Source organism: Nocardiopsis sp. L17-MgMaSL7 (assembly GCF_003182025.1).
Taxonomy (GTDB): Bacteria; Actinomycetota; Actinomycetes; order Streptosporangiales; family Streptosporangiaceae; genus Nocardiopsis; species Nocardiopsis prasina.
Map to the genome: position 1 here is coordinate 295041 of NZ_QGTF01000005.1, position 17939 is coordinate 312979.

The 17939-nt window shown below is 72.3% G+C and carries 13 protein-coding genes; 5 read left to right on the forward strand and 8 right to left on the reverse strand.

Annotation, left to right across the window (positions count from 1 at the left end; translation table 11 throughout):
* The first annotated feature begins 183 nt into the window (after positions 1 to 183).
* Positions 184 to 1362, forward strand: a complete 1179-nt coding sequence (locus BDW27_RS11210) for a thioester domain-containing protein (RefSeq protein ID WP_110049253.1) — start codon at positions 184 to 186, stop codon at positions 1360 to 1362.
* 168 nt (positions 1363 to 1530) lie between these two features.
* Positions 1531 to 2358, forward strand: a complete 828-nt coding sequence (locus BDW27_RS11215) for an aminoglycoside 6-adenylyltransferase (RefSeq protein WP_110049254.1) — start codon at positions 1531 to 1533, stop codon at positions 2356 to 2358.
* Positions 2359 to 2416: 58 nt separating this feature from the next.
* On the opposite strand, the gene gatA is transcribed toward BDW27_RS11215, so the two are convergent.
* The 8 genes from gatA to mnmA all read right to left on the reverse strand — a co-directional run bounded on the left by gatA (position 2417) and on the right by mnmA (position 12788).
* Positions 2417 to 3913 carry an Asp-tRNA(Asn)/Glu-tRNA(Gln) amidotransferase subunit GatA gene (gene gatA / locus BDW27_RS11220; protein ID WP_110049255.1) on the reverse strand — a complete coding sequence of 499 codons (1497 nt, stop codon included), beginning with the start codon at positions 3911 to 3913 and terminating at the stop codon, positions 2417 to 2419.
* Positions 3914 to 4213, reverse strand: coding sequence for an Asp-tRNA(Asn)/Glu-tRNA(Gln) amidotransferase subunit GatC (gene gatC / locus BDW27_RS11225; RefSeq protein ID WP_017545799.1), 300 nt, complete (start codon positions 4211 to 4213; stop codon positions 3914 to 3916).
* A gap of 124 nt (positions 4214 to 4337) precedes the next feature.
* On the reverse strand, positions 4338 to 6374 hold the full coding sequence (locus BDW27_RS11230; protein ID WP_110049256.1) for a bifunctional diguanylate cyclase/phosphodiesterase: 2037 nt from the start codon (positions 6372 to 6374) through the stop codon (positions 4338 to 4340).
* A gap of 257 nt (positions 6375 to 6631) precedes the next feature.
* Complete coding sequence (ligA, locus tag BDW27_RS11235) at positions 6632 to 8842, reverse strand: NAD-dependent DNA ligase LigA (RefSeq protein ID WP_110049257.1); 2211 nt, start codon at positions 8840 to 8842, stop codon at positions 6632 to 6634.
* 103 nt (positions 8843 to 8945) lie between these two features.
* The gene (locus tag BDW27_RS11240) at positions 8946 to 10049 is read right to left on the reverse strand and encodes a methionine synthase (protein ID WP_199560621.1); all 1104 of its coding nucleotides are present in this window, start codon (positions 10047 to 10049) and stop codon (positions 8946 to 8948) included.
* A gap of 38 nt (positions 10050 to 10087) precedes the next feature.
* Entirely contained in the window at positions 10088 to 10738 is a 651-nt protein-coding gene (locus tag BDW27_RS11245; RefSeq protein WP_110049258.1) for an HAD family hydrolase, read from the reverse strand.
* 257 nt (positions 10739 to 10995) lie between these two features.
* On the reverse strand, positions 10996 to 11553 hold the full coding sequence (locus tag BDW27_RS11250) for a DedA family protein (RefSeq protein WP_110049259.1): 558 nt from the start codon (positions 11551 to 11553) through the stop codon (positions 10996 to 10998).
* A gap of 131 nt (positions 11554 to 11684) precedes the next feature.
* Positions 11685 to 12788, reverse strand: a complete 1104-nt coding sequence (gene mnmA, locus BDW27_RS11255) for a tRNA 2-thiouridine(34) synthase MnmA (RefSeq protein ID WP_193374252.1) — start codon at positions 12786 to 12788, stop codon at positions 11685 to 11687.
* Positions 12789 to 12917: 129 nt separating this feature from the next.
* Here mnmA and BDW27_RS11260 point away from each other — a divergent pair, with 129 nt between their 5' ends.
* The 3 genes from BDW27_RS11260 to BDW27_RS11270 all read left to right on the forward strand — a co-directional run bounded on the left by BDW27_RS11260 (position 12918) and on the right by BDW27_RS11270 (position 17939).
* Positions 12918 to 14102: a DUF695 domain-containing protein gene (locus tag BDW27_RS11260; RefSeq protein ID WP_110049260.1), complete on the forward strand. Its 1185-nt coding sequence runs from the start codon at positions 12918 to 12920 to the stop codon at positions 14100 to 14102.
* Positions 14103 to 14208: 106 nt separating this feature from the next.
* The gene (locus tag BDW27_RS11265; RefSeq protein WP_110049261.1) at positions 14209 to 15321 is read left to right on the forward strand and encodes a hypothetical protein; all 1113 of its coding nucleotides are present in this window, start codon (positions 14209 to 14211) and stop codon (positions 15319 to 15321) included.
* Between the two features lie 257 nt (positions 15322 to 15578).
* Positions 15579 to 17939, forward strand: a complete 2361-nt coding sequence (locus BDW27_RS11270; RefSeq protein WP_146223256.1) for a tetratricopeptide repeat protein — start codon at positions 15579 to 15581, stop codon at positions 17937 to 17939.

Below are 17939 nucleotides of genomic sequence, written 5' to 3' on the forward strand. Positions count from 1 at the left end.
GCCGAATGGTTTACATGCGATCCCGCACATGGCTGATGTCGGCCAGATACAAAGGACTCCGTTGTGCGGTCCGTGGCACCGTGAAAACCTCGGCGGACGGACGCACCACCCCCCAATGCCCTCCTTCACCACCTGAATCGCACTGTTTCCCGTCGCCCCGGGCGGAACACCTCAGGAAGAGAAGTGACGCACGTGTCCCTCCGCTCCCCCTCAGGGCGTTCGGCCCTCGCCGCCGCGACCACGGCCCTACTCGTGTTCGGGCTCGCGGCCCCGTCCGCGGCCGATCCCGCGCCCTACCAGGGGTCCGTGCGCGGCCAGTACACCGGCGTCGCCGAACACGGCCACTCGGTCACCATGCGGGGCGAGCCCTTCACCACGACGGCCACCTTCAACGTGCACCTGGACGACAGCGACCAGAGGCTCACCACGTACTGCATCGACTTCCGCACCGGGCTGGTCGAGGAGGCCCTGTACCGCGAGGACCAGTGGGAGAACTACCCGGGGCAGGGCGACTTCGCCGAGCCCGGCAAGGTGAACTGGATCCTGCGCAACTCCTACCCGGTGGTCGGGGTCGGGGAGCTGGAGGAGCGCGCCGGGATGGCGCGCCTGACCGAGTCCGAGGCGCTCACCGCCACCCAGGCCGCCATCTGGCACTACAGCAACGGCCTGCACCTGGAGCGGGTGGAGCAGAGCCCCGAACTCGACGACAACGTCAACGCGGGCAACGTCACCCACCTGTACGACCACCTCGTCCGCGACGCCGGAAAACTGGCCAACGAACCCGCCTCCGCGCTCACCGTCACCCCGGGGCAGGGGTCCGGCCTGGCCGGTGAGGAGATCGGCGCGTTCACCGTCGAGACCAGCGCCGAGAGTATCCCCGTGCGGCTGGAGGCGCCCGACGGCGTGGAGCTGGTGGACATCGGGAGCGGCCGGGGCGTCGACGAGGTGAGCAGCGGCGACACCGTCGCCTTCTCCGTCCCGGCCGACGCCGACGCGGGTGAGGCCACCCTCGTGTTGGAGACCACGGCCGCCGTGGAGATCGGCCGCCTGTTCAAGGGCGAGGACCCCGACGAGCCCACGCAGACGCTCATCACGGCCCAGGACAGCGAGATCGTCGTGTCCGAGGTCGCCACGGTGGCCTGGGACGCGGCGGGCGGCACCCCGCCCGTCGTGGAGCCGACCGAGGAGCCCACTCCCTCCCCGGTCGCGGACCGGGCCTCCGTGTCCGAGAGCGGCGGACTGGCCGTCACGGGCGGTGCCGTGGTCGCCCTGGTCGTCGCGGCGCTGGTCACCGTCGCCGGTGGCGGCGCCCTTCTCCTCCTCGTCCGACGCCGCAGGGCCGCCGCCGGGACCGGTGAGTAGCCCACCAGCCGCTGGCACTAGAATGCCCTCCATGTGCGCGATCGCGGTGACCGAGCGCCGTCCCTCCTAGGGACGGCGGAGTACCCCACCAGGGCCCGCCGCCCGAACGGTTCCCTCCCGGGCGGTGCCTTCGTGCTGCCCGGAACACCCCGAGACGACGGAGTATCCGTGCACAACCACCACCGAACCCCGCCCACCGCCCTGGAACGGCGCGTCGAGCGCCTGCGCGAGGTCGCCGAGGCCGACCCCCGCGTGGAGGCGGTCCTGCTCTACGGGTCCTGGAGCACGGGAGAGGCCGACGCCCTCTCCGACCTGGACGCCTACGTGTACGTCGCCGACGAGCACGCCGGGGACCTCGACGGCCGGGAGTTCGTGTCCCGCCTCGGCCCGCTCCGGCTGGCCTACACCAACCTCTTCGGCATCCTCGCGGTGGTCTTCGACGACCTCATGCGCGGCGAGTTCCACTTCGAGCCCGCCGGGCCCGCCATCGCGGAGATCAGTACCTGGAAGGGCATGATCCACCTGCCCGACACCGGTGCCGCAGTGCTGGTGGACCGTACCGGCCGACTCGCCGAGGCCGTGCGCCCGCTGGCCGGGTTCGTCCCGCCGGACCCGGCCCCGACCGCCGAACAGCTCATGGGCGAGCTGGCCAACTGGACGCTCATGGCCGCCCACGTGCTGGCCCGCGGCGAGACCGCCCGCGCCCACGCGGCGCTGGCCACGATGGTCTCCCCGCCCCAGCTCAAGCTGGTGCGGCTGCTGCGCGGCTCCACCGCGCACTGGCTCACCCCGAGCCGGGCCCTGGAGGCGGACCTGCCCGCCCCGGACGTGGCGCGCCACACCGCGACAACCGGTACGGCCGCCCCGGCGGAGGTCCACCGGGCGCTGGCGAGCAGCTGGGCCTGGAGTCGTGAGCTGGCCCGGGAGGCCGGGGAGCGGTGGGGCGTCGACGTCCCCGAGGGCCTGCATGAGGAGATCACGAAACTGATCGGTTAGCCAGCGAACGCGAACGCCCTCCGCTCCCCACTGGGGAACGGAGGGCGTCGTGCGGTCTCTAGGAGACCGCGTAGGGGCTGCGCGCGATCAGCGCGCCGTCCCGCTCGTTCAGGGCGCGCTCGACGGCGGCCGCGACCCGGTAGGTGCGGTCGTCGGCCAGCGGCGGGGCCATGATCTGGAAGCCGACCGGGAGGTCGTCCTCCGGGGCCAGGCCGCACGGCACCGACAGCGACGCGTTCCCGGCCAGGTTGGACGGGATCGTGCACAGGTCGGCCAGGTACATGGCCATGGGGTCCTCGGCGCGCTCACCGATCGGGAACGCGGTGGTCGGGGTGGTCGGCGAGACCAGCACGTCCACGTTCTCGAAGGCGGCGTCGAAGTCGCGCTTGATCAGCGTGCGCACCTGCTGGGCGCTGCCGTAGTAGGCGTCGTAGTAGCCGCTCGAAAGGGCGTAGGTGCCCAGCATGATCCGGCGCTTGACCTCCGGGCCGAAGCCCTGGGCGCGGGTCAGCGACATGACCTCCTCGGCACTGCGCGTGCCGTCGTCGCCCACCCGCAGGCCGTACCGCATGGCGTCGAAGCGGGCCAGGTTCGAGGAGGCCTCGCTGGGCGCGATGAGGTAGTAGGCCGACAGGGCGGCGTCGAAGCTCGGGCAGGAGACCTCGACGACCTTGGCGCCCAGGGACTCCAGCAGTTCCACGGTCTCGCGGAAGCGCTGGCGCACGCCGGGCTGGAAGCCGTCGTTGTCCAGTTCCTTGACCACGCCGACGCGCAGGCCCTCGACGTCACCGATCCTGGCGGCGTCGACCACCGGCGGCACGGGGGCGTCGATCGAGGTGGAGTCGCGCGGGTCGTGGCCGGAGAAGGCCTCCTGGAGCAGGGCGGCGTCCAGCACGTTGCGCGCGAACGGGCCCGGGGTGTCCAGGGACGAGGCGAAGGCGATCATCCCGTACCGGGAGGAGCCGCCGTAGGTGGGCTTGCCGCCGACCAGGCCGCACACGGCCGCGGGCTGGCGGATGGAGCCGCCGGTGTCGGTGCCGGTGGCCAGGGGCGCCTCGAAGGCGGCCACCGCGGCGGACGAACCACCCGAGGAACCACCGGGGATGCGGTCGGTGTCCCAGGGGTTGCGGGTGATCTGGTAGGCCGAGTTCTCGGTGGAGGAGCCCATGGCGAACTCGTCCATGTTGGTCTTGCCGAGGATGACCAGACCGGCCTCGCGCAGGCGCTCGGTGACGGTGGCGTCGTAGGGGGGCTGCCAGCCCTCCAGGATCTTCGACGCGGCCGTGGTGGGCATGTCCTTGGTGGTGAACACGTCCTTGTGCGCGACCGGCACGCCCGCGAGGGGGCCGAGGTCCGCTCCGGCGGAGCGCCTGGCGTCCACGTCGCGGGCCTGGGTGAGCGCGGTCTCCCGGCGCACGTGCAGGAAGGCGTTGATGTCGCCGTCGACCGACTCGATGCGGTCGAGGTAGGCGGTGGTGGCCTCCTCGGCGGAGACCTCACCCGCCTTGATGGCCGCGCCGAGGTCGGCGGCGCTGAGCCCGATGACGTCGCTCATCTACTCTTCCTCCCCAAGGATGCGCGGCACCCGGAAGCGCTGGTTCTCCACCGCGGGGGCGCCGGCCAGGGCCTGCTCGGGGGTGAGGCCGGTCCGGGCCTCGTCGGGGCGGTAGACGTTGGTCAGCGGCAGGGCGTGCGAGCTCGGCGGGATGTCGCCCTGGGCGACCTCCTGCACCTTGGCCACGGCGGTGAGGATGTCACCGAGCTGGGCGGCGAGCGTGTCGAGCTCGCTCTCGTCGAGCGCCAGCCGCGACAACCGGGCGAGGTGCGCGACCTCATCACGGGTGATGGCGGTCATCAGGTGAGAACCGTTTCTTCGGCGGACGGGTGATCAGGACAATCCTATTGTCCCGCCGCCGGTCCCGGTGCCGCTCTCCGTCACCTGAGGCCCATGACACGGTTCGGGTGCCGGACTCCGGGCGTCAGACGGGGGTGCCGGTGTCGTGGGCGGCCACCCAGGTCATCACGTCACGCGCGATCATCGGCCGGGCGAAGTAGTGGCCCTGCGCGGACTGGCAGCCGGTGTCCAGCGCGGCCTCGGCCAGTTCGCGCGACTGCACCCCCTCGGCTACGGCCCGCATGCCCAGGGCGCGGACCAGGGCGATCGCCCCGCGCACCACCGTGTGACCGTTGGCCGTTCCGTCCACCAGGCGGGCGGTGAAGGACTCGTGGATCTTCACCTCGTCCAGCGGCAGACCGGCCAGCTGGGCGAGGGTGAAGTGGCCGGTGCCGAAGTCGTCCAGCGTCAGCCCCACGCCAAGGGCGCGCAGGCGTCCGACGGCCGCCGTGGCGGCGTCGGGGTCCTCGATGAGGGTGCGCTCGCTGATCTCCAGGACCAACTGGTTCGGCGGGACACCGTGTTCGCGCAGGGCGGCGGCGACGGTCTCGGGCAGGTCCGGGTCCAGGAGTTCGCGCACGCCCAGGTTGATCGCCACCGGAAGGGTCTGGCCCTGCTTCCGCCACAGGGCCGCCCGCGCCAGGGTGATGTCGAGGACCTGCCCGGTGAAGGCCCGGAACAGGTTGGAGTGCTCGACCACCGGCATGAACTCGTCCGGGGTGAGCAGGCCGCGGACCGGGTGCCGCCAGCGGGCCAGCGCCTCCAGGCCCACGGGCCGCTCGTCGGCCAGGTCCACCTTGGGCTGGTAGTACATCTCCAGCGCGCCCTCCGCCAGCCCTCGGCGCAGCTCGCTGTACATGCTCAGCCGGGCGGTGGAGTTGCGGTCCTTGCCGGGGTCGTAGCTCTCCACGCCGGTGCGGTCGGCCTTGGCCACGTACATGGCGACGTCGGCGCGCTGCATGAGGAGCTCGAAGTCGGGGGCGTCGTCCGGGTACAGGGCGATACCGGTGCTGACCTGGAGGTCGAAGTCCATGCCGTCCAGCCGTACGGGTTCGGCCAGGGCGCCCTTGAGGCGCAGCGCCACCTCACGCGCGGCGGCGGCGTCGCGGACCTGAGGGAGGAGGATGGCGAACTCGTCGCCGCCAAGGCGGGCCACGAGGTCGCTCGGGCGCACGCTGTGGATGAGCCGTCGGGCGAGGGTCTGGAGGAGGCGGTCGCCGGTCGGGTGGCCGAGGGTGTCGTTGACCTCCTTGAACCGGTCCAGGTCGAGCAGGAGCAGACCGACGCGGTTGCCGCGCTGGCGGGCCTGGTCGACCTCGCGACGGGCGCGGACGGTGAGGAGCTTGCGGTTGGCGAGCCCGGTGAGTTCGTCGTGGTTGGCCTGGTGGTCGCGCTTCACCAACAGCAGGGCGCTCGAGTAGAGGGCCCCGAGGGGGAAGGCGAACAGTGGCACGTAGAGCACCGAGTGGGTCATCGCGATGACGATGAGCGGCGACAGGCTCAACAGGACCGCGTTCACGTACACCTGCTGGCCCAGGCCCTTGAACATCACCTGGCGCAGCGGCACGCGTTCGTGCATGGCCACCGCGCAGAGCACCAGGACCCGGTTGACCAGGAACGAGGCGGCGCCTGCGAGGGCGACCCCGACCAGTTCTCCCCCGGCCGGGACCCACGGGGAGGTGACGATCCCGGGGAGTGTCAGGCGCAGGACGGCGTCGGCCACGCCGAGGGAGAGGACGTACTGGGCGCCGTTGAAGGCGGTGCGGTGGGGCGCGTGGCCCCGGGCCACACCGGCGACGACGGTGGCGACGCACTGGATGAGAGCCGCGACCGGCAGACCGTAGAAGATGACCAGCGCGAAGGTGAAGGGCAGTGAGGTGGGCGCACCGCTGCCCGGCGCCTGGCCGGGCATGGCGATGGGTCTGAGCTCACCGAGGATCACCATGCACAGCAGGACCCAGACCAGCGGTTCCCTGGCCAGGTTGGTCAGCTGGTCGAGGCCCAGTTCGACGCTGGACACAGCGAGCAGCGCCGCGCCCGCGGCGGTGGCGGCCGCCATGTAGAGCCACAGCGGCGTCCCGACCCGGGGGCCGATGTCCCGGGTACTGATGGGGTCCTTCATCGGTGTCCTCGTGACTGATGACCGTTATCCCGGATAGGGCTCTGTCCGTATCCGGTGGTGTTGTCGCACAGCTTACGGGGTTTCGTCACCAACTGTCGCATCGCATGAACTATCCGTGAAGAGATTCGCGAGCCACAAAGGGCAGGGACCCGTCTCGGGTCCCTGCCCGCGCCCCGGAGGGGCGCTCGTGATCAGGTCCGCGGCACCGGGTGCGCGCGTGGCGCGCCAGCCCCCGTGCCGGGAGCGTGAGGCGGAGCCTACCCCTCCGGAGCCTCCTCCACGGGGTTGATCCGCAGACTCGCGGCGGCCTCGGGGCCGTCCTCCAGCAGGACGCGGAACCCGGCCTCGTCGAGCACCGGGACGCCGAGCTTCACGGCCTTGTCGTACTTGGAACCGGGGGCGTCCCCGACCACCACGAAACCGGTCTTCTTGGAGACCGAGGCGGTGGCCCGGCCGCCGCACTCGGCGACGGCTTCCTTGGCGCCGTCCCGCGAGAAGCCCTCAAGGGAACCGGTGACCACGACGGTGACACCCTCCAGGACCCGGGAGCCCGGTTCCTGGCCCTCGTCCTCCATACGGACACCCGCAGCCGCCCACTTTCGGACGATGTCGGCGTGCCAGTCCACGGCGAACCACTCGTGGATGGACCGGGCGATGGTCGGGCCGACCCCGTCCACCGACGCCAATTCCTCCTCGGAGGCGGCGCGGATCGCGTCCATGGACCGGAAGTGGCGGGCCAGGTCCTCGGCGGCACGCGGGCCCACGTGCCGGATGGACAGGGAGACCAGCACGCGCCACAGCGGCTTGTCCTTGGCCTCCTCCAACTGCTCGAACAGCTTCTCGACCGTCTTCTTCGGCTCGCCCTTCATGTTGGCGAAGAAGGAGACCACCTTGGGTTCGCCGGTCTTGGGATCGGTCTTGGGCTCGGTGGTGTCCGGGTCCAGGACGTGCGTACGGATCGGCAGCAGCTGCTCGACGGTGAGGTCGAACAGGTCGCCCTCGTCCCTGAGCGCGGGTTCGACGGGCTCCAGCGGCTGCGTGAGCGCGGTGGCCGCGACGTAGCCCAGCGCCTCGATGTCCAGGGCCCGGCGTCCGGCGATGAACGCCACCCGCTCGCGCAGCTGTCCCGGGCAGGAGCGGGCGTTCGGGCAGCGCAGGTCGACGTCGCCCTCCTTCTGCTGACCGAGTTCGGTGCCGCACTCGGGGCAGCGCTCGGGCATGACGAACTCGCGTTCGGTGCCGTCGCGCAGGTCGAGCACCGGGCCGACGATCTCGGGGATGACGTCGCCCGCCTTGCGCAGGACGATGGTGTCGCCGATGCGCACGCCCTTGCGGGCCACCTCCTGGGCGTTGTGCAGGGTCGCGAACTCGACCTCGGACCCGGCCACCAGGACCGGCTCCATCACGCCGTACGGGGTGACGCGGCCGGTGCGGCCCACCCCCACCTTGATGTCCACCAGCTTGGTGGTGACCTCCTCCGGCGGGTACTTGTAGGCGATCGCCCACCGGGGCGCGCGACTGGTGGAGCCCAGCCGACGCTGGAGGGAGAAGTCGTCCACCTTGACCACGATGCCGTCGATCTCGTAGGCGGGGTCGTGCCGGTGCTCCTGGTAGTGCGCGACGTACTCGCGGACCTCGTCCATGGTGCCCACGACCTTGTAGCGGTCGCTGAGCGGCAGCCCCCACTCGCCGAGGAGGGTGTAGGCCTGCGACTGGCTGGTGAAGGCCGTCCCCTCGCCCCCTTCGGCGGGCGTGTACGCGCCGACGCCGTGCACGATCATCGACAGCGGCCGGGTCGCGGTGACCCTCGGATCCTTCTGTCGCAGCGAACCGGCGGCGGCGTTGCGGGGGTTGGCGAACGGGGCGTGGCTGCCGTCGGCGGCGATGCGCTGGTTGAGCTTCTCGAAGTCCTCCACCGGGAGGAAGACCTCGCCGCGCACCTCCAGCAGCTCGGGGGCGGGGCGGGCGCTCTCGTCGAGCTGTTCGGGGACCACGCCGATGGTGCGGACGTTGAGCGTGATGTCCTCGCCGACCCGGCCGTCGCCACGGGTGGCGGCCCGGATCAGGCGCCCGCGCTCGTAGACGAGGTCCACCGCCAGACCGTCGATCTTGAGTTCGCACAGGTAGGCGTCGACCGGTACCTCGGCGGAGGCGCGGTCGGCCCAGGCGGACAGCTCCTCGGAGTCGAAGGCGTTGCCCAGGCTCTCCATCCGGACGAGGTGCTCGACCTCGGCGAAGTCGACGCTGATGGGCGCGCCGACCTTCTGGGTGGGCGAGTCCTGGCTGACGAGGATCGGGTGGCGCTCCTCGATGCCGCGCAGTTCGAGCATGAGCTGGTCGTACTCGGCGTCGGAGACGATCGGGTTGCCCAGGTAGTACCGGTAGCTGTGGTCGTCCAGCTCACGGCACAGCTCGGCGTGGCGGGCGCGTACCTCGTCGGGGACGGTGGTGTTGTCGGGCGCGCTCACGGCTGCCTTTCTTGTCGCTCTCACGGGGCCGGATCGGGGGGTGTCGGACGGGACCGGGGGGCTCTTCGGAGGTCGGGGCGGCCGGGTCCGAGTTCCGCTGTCGCTACCTGCGGGGTTCGTCCCGCAGGACCCGTGCCCCGCCCCGGGCCGCTTCCAGGGCGGCCCTGGCGTGCCGGGGGGAGGCCCCCGCCAGCCCGCAGGTGGGCGTGGTGACGACCACCCGGGACAGCAGGTCAGGGCTGAATCCCAACCGGTTCCAGAGCTCTCTTACGGGGTCGACGATAGTCGCCGGGTCCGACATTCCGGGGGACCTGCGGGCGGCGGCCGTGGCGGCGTCGGCGGCGGTTCCGGAGGCCCCGGAGGGGTGCGGTTCGGGCTGGTCCGTCGAGGGGACGACGCCGAGGAGGAGGCCGACACCCGACTCGACGGCGTCGCCGACCATCTCGTCGTGCGCCCGCCCGAGCAGGCGCGCGTTCACGCTCAGGGCCCGAGCACCGCTGCGGCGCAGGAGGTCGACGGGCACCCCGGCCGCGCAGCAGTGTGCGGCGGGCACGGCGCCGGCGTTGTCGATCGCGGCGAACAGGGTGCGCAGGACCGCCTCGACCCGGACGCGGTCCACGGCGGGCAGGACACTGAGACCGCTGGCGGTCGGCAGGCTGCCCGTCAGCACGGCGGGCAGGGTGGGTTCGTCCACCTGGACGACGACCCGGGCACCGGGGACGCGGCGGCGCACGTCGGCGACGTGCGCGAGGACCCCCTCCAGGTGGGACTCGGCGAGGTCGCGGTGGGCGCCGGGGTCGGAGACCACGCGCTGCCCGTTGCGGAGCTCGATCGCGGCGGCCAGGGTCCAGGGTCCGGCCACCTGCACCTTGAGCGGACCCTCGTAGGCGTGGAGGTGCTCGGTGAGCGCGTCCAGGTCGTAGGAGAGGAAGCTTCCGGCGCGGGCGAGGTCGCGGCCGGGGGTGTCCACCACCCGCCATCCGGTGGGCTGGACCTCGACGGGCAGGTCGACGAGGAGGCCCGCGGCGCGCCCGATCATGTCGGCGCCGACTCCCCGCGCGGGGAGCTCGGGCAGGTGGGGGAGGTCGGGGAGCTCGCCGACGATGGTCCTCATGGCCTCGTCGGGGTCCTCCCCCGGCCAGGAACCGACTCCGGTTGCGGACGCGACGGGCCAGGGTTGGGGCTGCTGTTGACTCACGTTGCCCAAGGTTAGGGCAACCGGCCCGTCTCGGCTCGCCGGTGGACTCAGGGGGTGCTCAGGACCAGTTCGCCGCGGGTGGTCTCCAGCGTGCAGAAGGTGAGGTTGTCGACGAGCTCGGTGGCGCCGATCCCCTCCAGGTCGGTGCGGCTGTGGGAGGTGGCCACCGCCAGTACGGCGGCGCCGGAGGCCAGGCCCGCGCGCACCCCGGCGGGGGCGTCCTCCACCACGAGGCAGCGGGCGGGGTCGAAGCCGAGCCGGGCGGCGGCCCGGAGGTAGCCCTGGGGGTGGGGTTTGCCCTCGGTGACGTCGTCGGCGGTGACGAGCACCTCGGGGACGGGCAGGCCCGCGGCCTCCAGGCGGGTGCGCATGAGCCTGCGTGAGCCCGAGGTGACGGCGGCCCAGCGCTCGACGGGCAGCGAGGTGAGGAGTTCGCGGGTGGCGGGCAGGGCGGTCACGCCGTCGAGGTCGGCCAGCTCCAGCTCCTCCAGTTCGGCGGTGGCGTCCGCCACCTGGTCCTGGGGGAGGAACATCGCGATGGTGTCCTCGGAGCGCCTGCCGTGGGAGACGGCGAGGATCTCGTCCGGGTCGATGCCGTGGGCCTCGCCCCACAGGCGCCAGGTCCGCTCGACGGCGCCGGTGGAGTCCACGAGTGTGCCGTCGATGTCGAAGAGGACGGCGTCAACAGAGATACGCATGCCCCCACGCTAGAGGGCGCGGGAGTCGCGGGGGCGGCTCGGTCCCCCACGGAGTGTTCGCCGTGCGCGGGGGTCAGCGAACTCGGTCTCGCGTTCCGCCCGGACGTGTTCACGGTGCGCGGGGGCCGGAGGGTTTCGCCACGCCCGGGAGACAGCGATCCCGGTTCCGTGTTCCACCCGGACCGTGTTCGCCGTGCGCGGGGGTCAGCGAACTCGGTCGCGCGCTCCGCCCGGACGTGTTCGCGGGGCCGGGGGGCTCAGATGCGGGGGGAGTCCGGGTCGGCGGGCTCGGTGCCCTCACCGACGCGGACCGGCTCCGCGTCCGGCGCCCCCTCGGTGTCACGGGAGCGGCTGGCCACGCGCGAGCGCACCACCAGCACGGTCACCGCCACGGCGGCGGCCACGACCACGCCCACCGCCGTCCACGGGGACTTGAGGAAGAGTTCCAGCCAGGTGCCGACCAGTCCGGCGATCACCACGCCCCACAGGCCCGCCCAGGCCAGACCGCCCACGAACACGGCGGCGAAGTAGCGCGGGAAGCGCATTCGCACGGCACCGGCGGAGAAGTTGATCGCCGTCTGCATGCCCACGGTGAAGAAGCTGAGGGTGACCACGGGCGCGCCGTAGCGGTCGATGCGCCGCTTGGCGGAGTCGAGCTTCGGGCCGAGGCGCTCACCCATGCGGCTGCGCGTGACCCCGGCGCCCAGCCCCCGGCCGATCCAGTAGGTCGCGGGGGCGCGCAGCAGGATCACCACGAGCAGGGTGCAGTAGATGACCCAGAAGGGCTGACCCTCGAGAAACGCGAACTGCGGCATGGACCGGACCCCTTACACCTTGACCCCACAACTTTGCATTGCCTTACCTAACTTCGGCAAGGGTCGCAGGCGAGAAAGCGCGTGTTGTGTGTCCTACTGTGACGGTTTCACCGGTGTTCGATCACCGAACGTCACGCCGACGCGGCTCCCCGGGCCTCCTCCGAACGCGCGGTCGACCGGATGGTCGCCGACCCCAGCACGGTGTCGCCGTCGTAGACCACCACGGCCTGCCCGGCCGCGACGCCGCGCGCGGGCTCGGCCAGCCGGACCAGCAGCTCCGGACCGTCCTCGGCCTCTCGCTGCACGACCGTGGCCGCGTACACCTCGCCGTGCGCCCGCAGCTGGACGTGGCAGTCGGTGGGCTCGGTCAGCGGACCGCCGCCGCTCCAGACCGGCCGCGTCCCGACGATCTCGTCGACCCGCAGGGCCTCGCGCGGACCCACGGTCACCGTGTTGTTCACCGGCTCGATGGACAGCACGTACCGCGGGTTCGGGGCTCCGCCCAGCCCGAGGCCCTTGCGCTGGCCGATCGTGAACGCGTGCGACCCCTGGTGGGTGCCCACCACGTTGCCGTCCTCGTCCTGGATCGGACCCGGCTTCTCGCCCAGGCGCCGGTTCAGGAACCCGGCGGTGTCGCCGTCGGCGATGAAGCAGATGTCGTGGCTGTCCGGCTTGTCCGCCACCGAGAGCCCACGGCGCTCGGCCTCGGCCCGCACCTCGTCCTTGGTGCAGTCGCCGAGCGGGAACATCGCGTGGTCGAGCTGTTCGGCGTTGAGCACGCCCAGCACGTACGACTGGTCCTTGCCCTCGTCGACGCTGCGCACCAGACGGCCGTCGACCTTGCGGACGTGGTGCCCGGTGGCGACGGCGTCGAAGCCCAGCGCGACGGCCCGGTCCAGCACCGCCTCGAACTTGATCTTCTCGTTGCAGCGCAGGCACGGGTTCGGGGTGTTGCCCGCCTCGTACTCGGCGACGAAGTCCTGGACCACCTCGCGGTCGAACTCCTCCGACATGTCCCACACGTAGAAGGGGATGCCGATGACGTCCGCCGCGCGGCGGGCGTCGTGGGAGTCCTCCACCGTGCAGCAGCCCCGGGCGCCGGTGCGGTAGGACTGTGGGTTCTTGGAGAGGGCCAGGTGAACGCCGGTGACGTCGTACCCCGCCTCGGCCACACGGGCCGCGGCTACCGCGGAATCGACCCCGCCGGACATGGCGGCCAGTACACGCAAAGTCATAACGCCCTCCAGCCTATGCGCCCCGCGGAGGAGGGTGCCACGCCCGGGCCCGTCCGGCGGTGTGCTCTGGGACGCGCCCGCCCCGGGGCGGGGCGAGGGTGGTCGTCTGGTTCTGCGAAAATCATGGGCATGGCTCTGTTCCGTCGTCGCCGCTCCGCCGACTCCTCCGACTCCACCGCGTCCACGGCCGCCGTCACGGCCTTCTGGGACGCCTGGCCCACCGTGCGCTCGCCCTTGGCCGAGTCCGTCGAGTCCGACGCCCCGGCCCCCGCCGAGGTGGCCGAGCGGGTCTCCGCACTGGTGAAGGCGATCCATCCGGATCTGGACTGGGAGGTGGGACCCGCGCCCCAGCCGCAGGGCGGGCTGGAGGACCTCGACCTGTCGGCCGACGTCGACCCGGCCAAGCTCCTGGAACAGCTCGCGGCCCTGGACGACCCCTCCAAACTCACCGACGCGCCCTCCTACGCGCTGACCCTGCGCCCCGGCGTCTCCGAGGAGGCGCGCGTCCAGTCCGAGCGCTGGTCCCGGTCCGCCCCCGAGGACTCCGAGTGGCGGTTCCTGCCGGTCCGCCCCGCCGACCACGACCAGCTCGGCAACACGGTGCGCTGGGACGACCACGAACTGGACCTGTCCCACGTGTCCGTGTCCATGCGCGTCAACCAGGGCACGAGCAGGATCGAGGTGGGCGTCTACCACCCGGACAACATGTTCCTGTCCGGCGAGACCCGTCAGGCGGTCGCCGAGCACGTCACGCTGCTGGCCCTGGGCGAGGACCAGTTCGTGCGCTGGGTCGGGAAGGTGACGTCGCTGGACGAGCGGCCGATGGACCCGCTCCCGCCGACCTCCATGCCGGCCGTGGCCAAGCAGATGGGCGACCTCCTCGGCGGGACCGACGGCTGGGTGACGCTGCACGGCAGACTCCCGTTGCAGGGCCCGATCGAGGTCCTGGTCCGGCACCCCGTGACCCGCCGCGACTTCCCCGCCCTGTCCCTGTTCGTGCAGGTCCTGGTTCCGTACGCGGACGCCGACGCCGACCGGCTCCCCCAGGAGACCTCCCTCGTGTCGCTCGCCGACCTGGAGGCCCGGTTGTCCGGCCTGCTGGGTGACAACGGCGCGCTGTTCATGCAGCAGACCGTCGCCGGGCAGCGGATGTACGTCTACTACCTCGACCCGGACTCCGGGGTGCTGCCCGAGTTCGAGAACCTCCTCATGGAATGGCCCGAGGGCAAGGTGCAGCTGCGCACCCAGATGGACCCCAGGTGGCAGCAGTTCGACCAGGCCCGGCGTCCGTACGTACGCAAACTGGGGCACTGAGACCGGACGAACCGCCTGCGGGGACCAAACCTGGTTCTCGCCCCTGGTGTCCGAGCGACGACAGGCGTAACGTGGCGTCCCCGCGCAGGAGGATGGTTCGGGTCTGATGGAGGGCGTGCTCACACGAACGCCAACGGGCCGACCCCGGGTCGCCGCGGTCGGCGCGATCCTCTTCGTGTGCCTGGTGGGCGCGCCGCTGATGTCACTGTTCCCCGTCGCCGTCTGGGATCTGGCCCTCGGCTTAGGTCTGGGACGGCCGGAACTGGAGACCCTGCTGGTCACACCGGTGGCGGTCGGCGGCACGGTGCTGATGGTGCTGATCGCCGCGTGCCTGCTCGGAGGGGCCGGGGTGCGTCAGCCTGCCTTGTGCGCCTGTCTGGTGGCGGGGACCTCCCTGGCCACTCCCCTGGTGATGGCGCTCCTTTCGCCCACGTTCGCCCCCGTACCGGGCGACTCCCAGGTGAACGGCGCCGTGGTGAGCGCGGTCGTGGCCACGGCCGCGCTCGGTGCGTGCGTCGTGTTCGGCCGCAGACGCCACCGGCACGGTGTCCTGCCCGGAGTGGCGGTCGCCGCGGCAGCACTCCTGCTGCTGCCCATGGCTGCCGAGCACACGCGTGACCGGTCCACCGAACGGCGCTCGATCAGCCAGATCAGCGGGTTCGGGCACACGATCGCGGTCCTGGACCACCCGAAGTGGTCGCCGGTCCGGGTCCACGAGGTGCACGGCGGCCTGCGGATGACCTACGTGGCCGGGGAGGAGGCCGACCCCCTCGGAACCGAACCGGAGCGCAAGGTCCCGCCGCAGCCGGAGGACGGCGCGGCCCCGGCCCCGGACGGCCCCGACGGGTCGTCGGCCACCAGGGAGGTGGCGGCGGGCCCGGGCGTGGGCGCCGACCGGCCCGAGGAGAACTCGCCGAAGGCCCTGCACGTGCTGAGCTGGACCCCGGAGCAGCGGGCGTCGGGCATCCACGACGGCTGCGGCTTCCCAGGGGTGGAGTGCTCCGAACAGGACTCGATGGTGGTCGTCCACCGTGGCACGGACAACGGGTGCGGCCCCCACCTGAGCGAGGTCCGCACACGCCTGGACGACGGGGCCATCGCGAGCGTGCATCCCCACGGCGCCGTCGCACCGGAACAGCTGTTCGCCGTGGCCAACGCCCTGCGCGCCGAGACGGCCGGTGAACGCGACGCCCTGATCGAGGAGGTCCTCCGGGGCTGAGCCCACGGAGCACCCAGGGGAGGCGGGCGGACGCCCTCGTTCACGAAGAGTTCCCCGAAACCCCAACGGTCACCGCGAGCCTCCTTCGAACCACTGACCTGGGATAGCGCAAACGACGGGGTTGACTCCCCTCCGTGATGGGAACTGGATCGACCGAAACCCCTTTGCCCCCGGGGTTCCCGAGTCCCGATCGGGGCATACGACACGTAAGCACGCTGGGCGCGCGACTCCCTCGGACCCCGGGAAGGGTGTGGCTGTTGAGCTCTGGCCACGAACACGGCAACGGCAAGGCCGCGGAGGACCACCACCTCGGCCCACGCCCCGACCACCCCGTCCCCACGGGCACGCCAACCTCTGGAACTGACTTCCACACCAGCCGAAACCCGGTGAACTGGCCGATCAGCGTGGGGTTGGTACCGGAACCCGCCGAACACCACCGGCGACGCGCCCTGTCCGACACCCTCGACGAGGCCCTGGGCGGGTTCGGCTCCCCCGCCCCGCACCAGGTGCTGTCCGGTGGGAGCGGGGTCGGCAAGACCCAGCTCGCCGCCCACCACGCACGATTCCTCAGCGGGCACGCGGTGCCGAAGCAGCGTCCCGAGGTCCTGCTGTGGGCGGACGCCACCACCCGGGACGGGGTCGTGTTCGCCTACGCCCAGGCCGCACGGCAGCTGTTCGCCCGGGTCCCCGACGACCCCGAGCTCGCCGCCGGGCAATTCCTGTCCTGGCTGCACGACCCCGTGGACGCCGAGGGGCACCGCTGGCTGGTGGTGTGGGACGACCTCACCGACCCGGACGAGGTCGAGGACCTGTGGCCGCCGCCGGAGCGCGCCCACGGCCGGATGCTCGTCACCACCCGCCACGACCTCGCCCCGCACGGACACCCCCCGCACACCGTCCCGGGGTTCTCCGAGGCGGAGGCGGGCGGCTACCTTCGCGCCGCACTCGTGGAAGCCGGGATCGCGCAGACCGACGGCGAACTGCGCCAGCTCGCGGCCGCCCTCGACCACCTGCCCCTGGCCCTCTCCCAGGCGACCGCGTACATGGCCGACCTCCAGCTCTCCCCCTCCGCCTACCTGGCCCTGTTCCACCGGCGCGCGGCCGAGCGCCGGGAGTCCTTCCCCCACTGGGACACCGACTCCCCGGTCTCCGCCACGTGGGAGCTGGCCGTGGAACGCGCCGACGCCCACCGCCCCGAGGGGGTGGCCCGACCCCTCATGGGGCTGATCGCCCTCCTGGACTCCGCCGCCACTCCGGAGCAGGTCGCCGTCTCCCGCCCCGTCCGCACCTATCTGGGGCGGCGCACCTTCCCCGCGCGCACCCTGACCCGCCACGAGGTCCGGCTCGCGCTGGCCTCCCTGGAGCGCCTCAACCTCGTGGCCCGGGACACGCCTCTGGTGATCGGTGCCCATCACCTCACCCAGCGCGCCACCCTCGAACACACCCGCACGAGGCCCACCAGGGAGGCGGTCCGCGCCATCGCCGACGGGCTGGTGGACGTGTGGCCGGACACCGCCCGGGACTCCGCCCTGGGCCGCCGTCTGCGCTCGAACACCGCCGTGCTGCGCGAACGCACCACGGGACGGGTCCGGGTGTGGAGCTGGCTGTGGGAGGAGGGCATCCACCCGGTGCTGTTCCGCGCCGGGAGCGGCCTCGACTCGTCCCGGCAGGTGGAGTGGGCCGTGACGTACTGGGAGGTGCTGACCGAGGCGGTCGCGCACACCCTGGAACCCGGACCGGTCAACCGCGCCGAGCAGACGGGGAACTTCCTCCGGCACGGCGTCCGGGGAGGGACACCCGTCACCGGCGACCCCCTCGCGTACTGGACGGGGGCGACCGCCGACCTCTCACAGGCCCAACGCGCCTTCGAGGAGCTGTACGAACGCCAGCTCCGGGTCCTGGGCCCCGACCACCTGGACACGCTGCGCACCCGCCACGGGCTGGCCTACCTCCGCGCGCAGGCGGGGGACACCTCCGGGGCGATCACCCTCTACCGGAGACTCCTCGCGGACCTGGACCGCGTGGTGGGCGCGGACCGGGTGGAGACCCTGAGCACCCGGGGCAACCTGGCGGTGTGCCAGGCCGAGTCCGGCGACCTGCCCACGGCGGTCCACGCCTCCCGCTCGCTCCTGGCCGACCAGCGCGAGCACCTGGGACCCGACCACCCGAACACCCTCAGTACCCTGCACAACCTCGCCCACTGGCGCGGCGTCGCGGGGGATCCGGAGGGCGCGGTGAGCGAGCTCCGCGAACTCGTCGAGGTCCAGGAGGAGGTGCTGGGCGCGGACCATCCCGGCACTCTGACCAGCAGGCACAACCTGGCGTGCTGGCAGGCGCGCGCGCACGACACGGACGGCGCCGTCCGCGCCCTGGAGGACCTGGTGGCGGACCGCCGCCGCGTGCAGGGGCCCGAACACCCCGACACCCTGTCCAGCCTGCGTCAGCTGGAGAGGTTGCGCCGCGAGCTGCGTTCCCGCGCGCGAAGCCACCCCGGTGACCGCGATCCCGACGACAGCGGCGCGCGCGAGGACGGGACGAACGGAAACGGAGGCAACCACGAGGTCGGCCCCAACGACGAACCCACCGGACCGCAGGCCCTCAACCAGTCCTGGATCTGA

Coding starts and splice junctions, on each gene's coding strand:
- gatA (WP_110049255.1), bottom strand. CDS start 3,913: ATGAGCGACGTCATCGGGCTCAGCGCCGCCGACCTCGGCGCGGCCATC.
- gatC (WP_017545799.1), bottom strand. CDS start 4,213: ATGACCGCCATCACCCGTGATGAGGTCGCGCACCTCGCCCGGTTGTCG.
- BDW27_RS11230 (WP_110049256.1), bottom strand. CDS start 6,374: ATGAAGGACCCCATCAGTACCCGGGACATCGGCCCCCGGGTCGGGACG.
- BDW27_RS11245 (WP_110049258.1), bottom strand. CDS start 10,738: ATGCGTATCTCTGTTGACGCCGTCCTCTTCGACATCGACGGCACACTC.
- BDW27_RS11250 (WP_110049259.1), bottom strand. CDS start 11,553: ATGCCGCAGTTCGCGTTTCTCGAGGGTCAGCCCTTCTGGGTCATCTAC.
- mnmA (WP_193374252.1), bottom strand. CDS start 12,788: ATGACTTTGCGTGTACTGGCCGCCATGTCCGGCGGGGTCGATTCCGCG.
- BDW27_RS11260 (WP_110049260.1), top strand. CDS start 12,918: ATGGCTCTGTTCCGTCGTCGCCGCTCCGCCGACTCCTCCGACTCCACC.
- BDW27_RS11265 (WP_110049261.1), top strand. CDS start 14,209: ATGGAGGGCGTGCTCACACGAACGCCAACGGGCCGACCCCGGGTCGCC.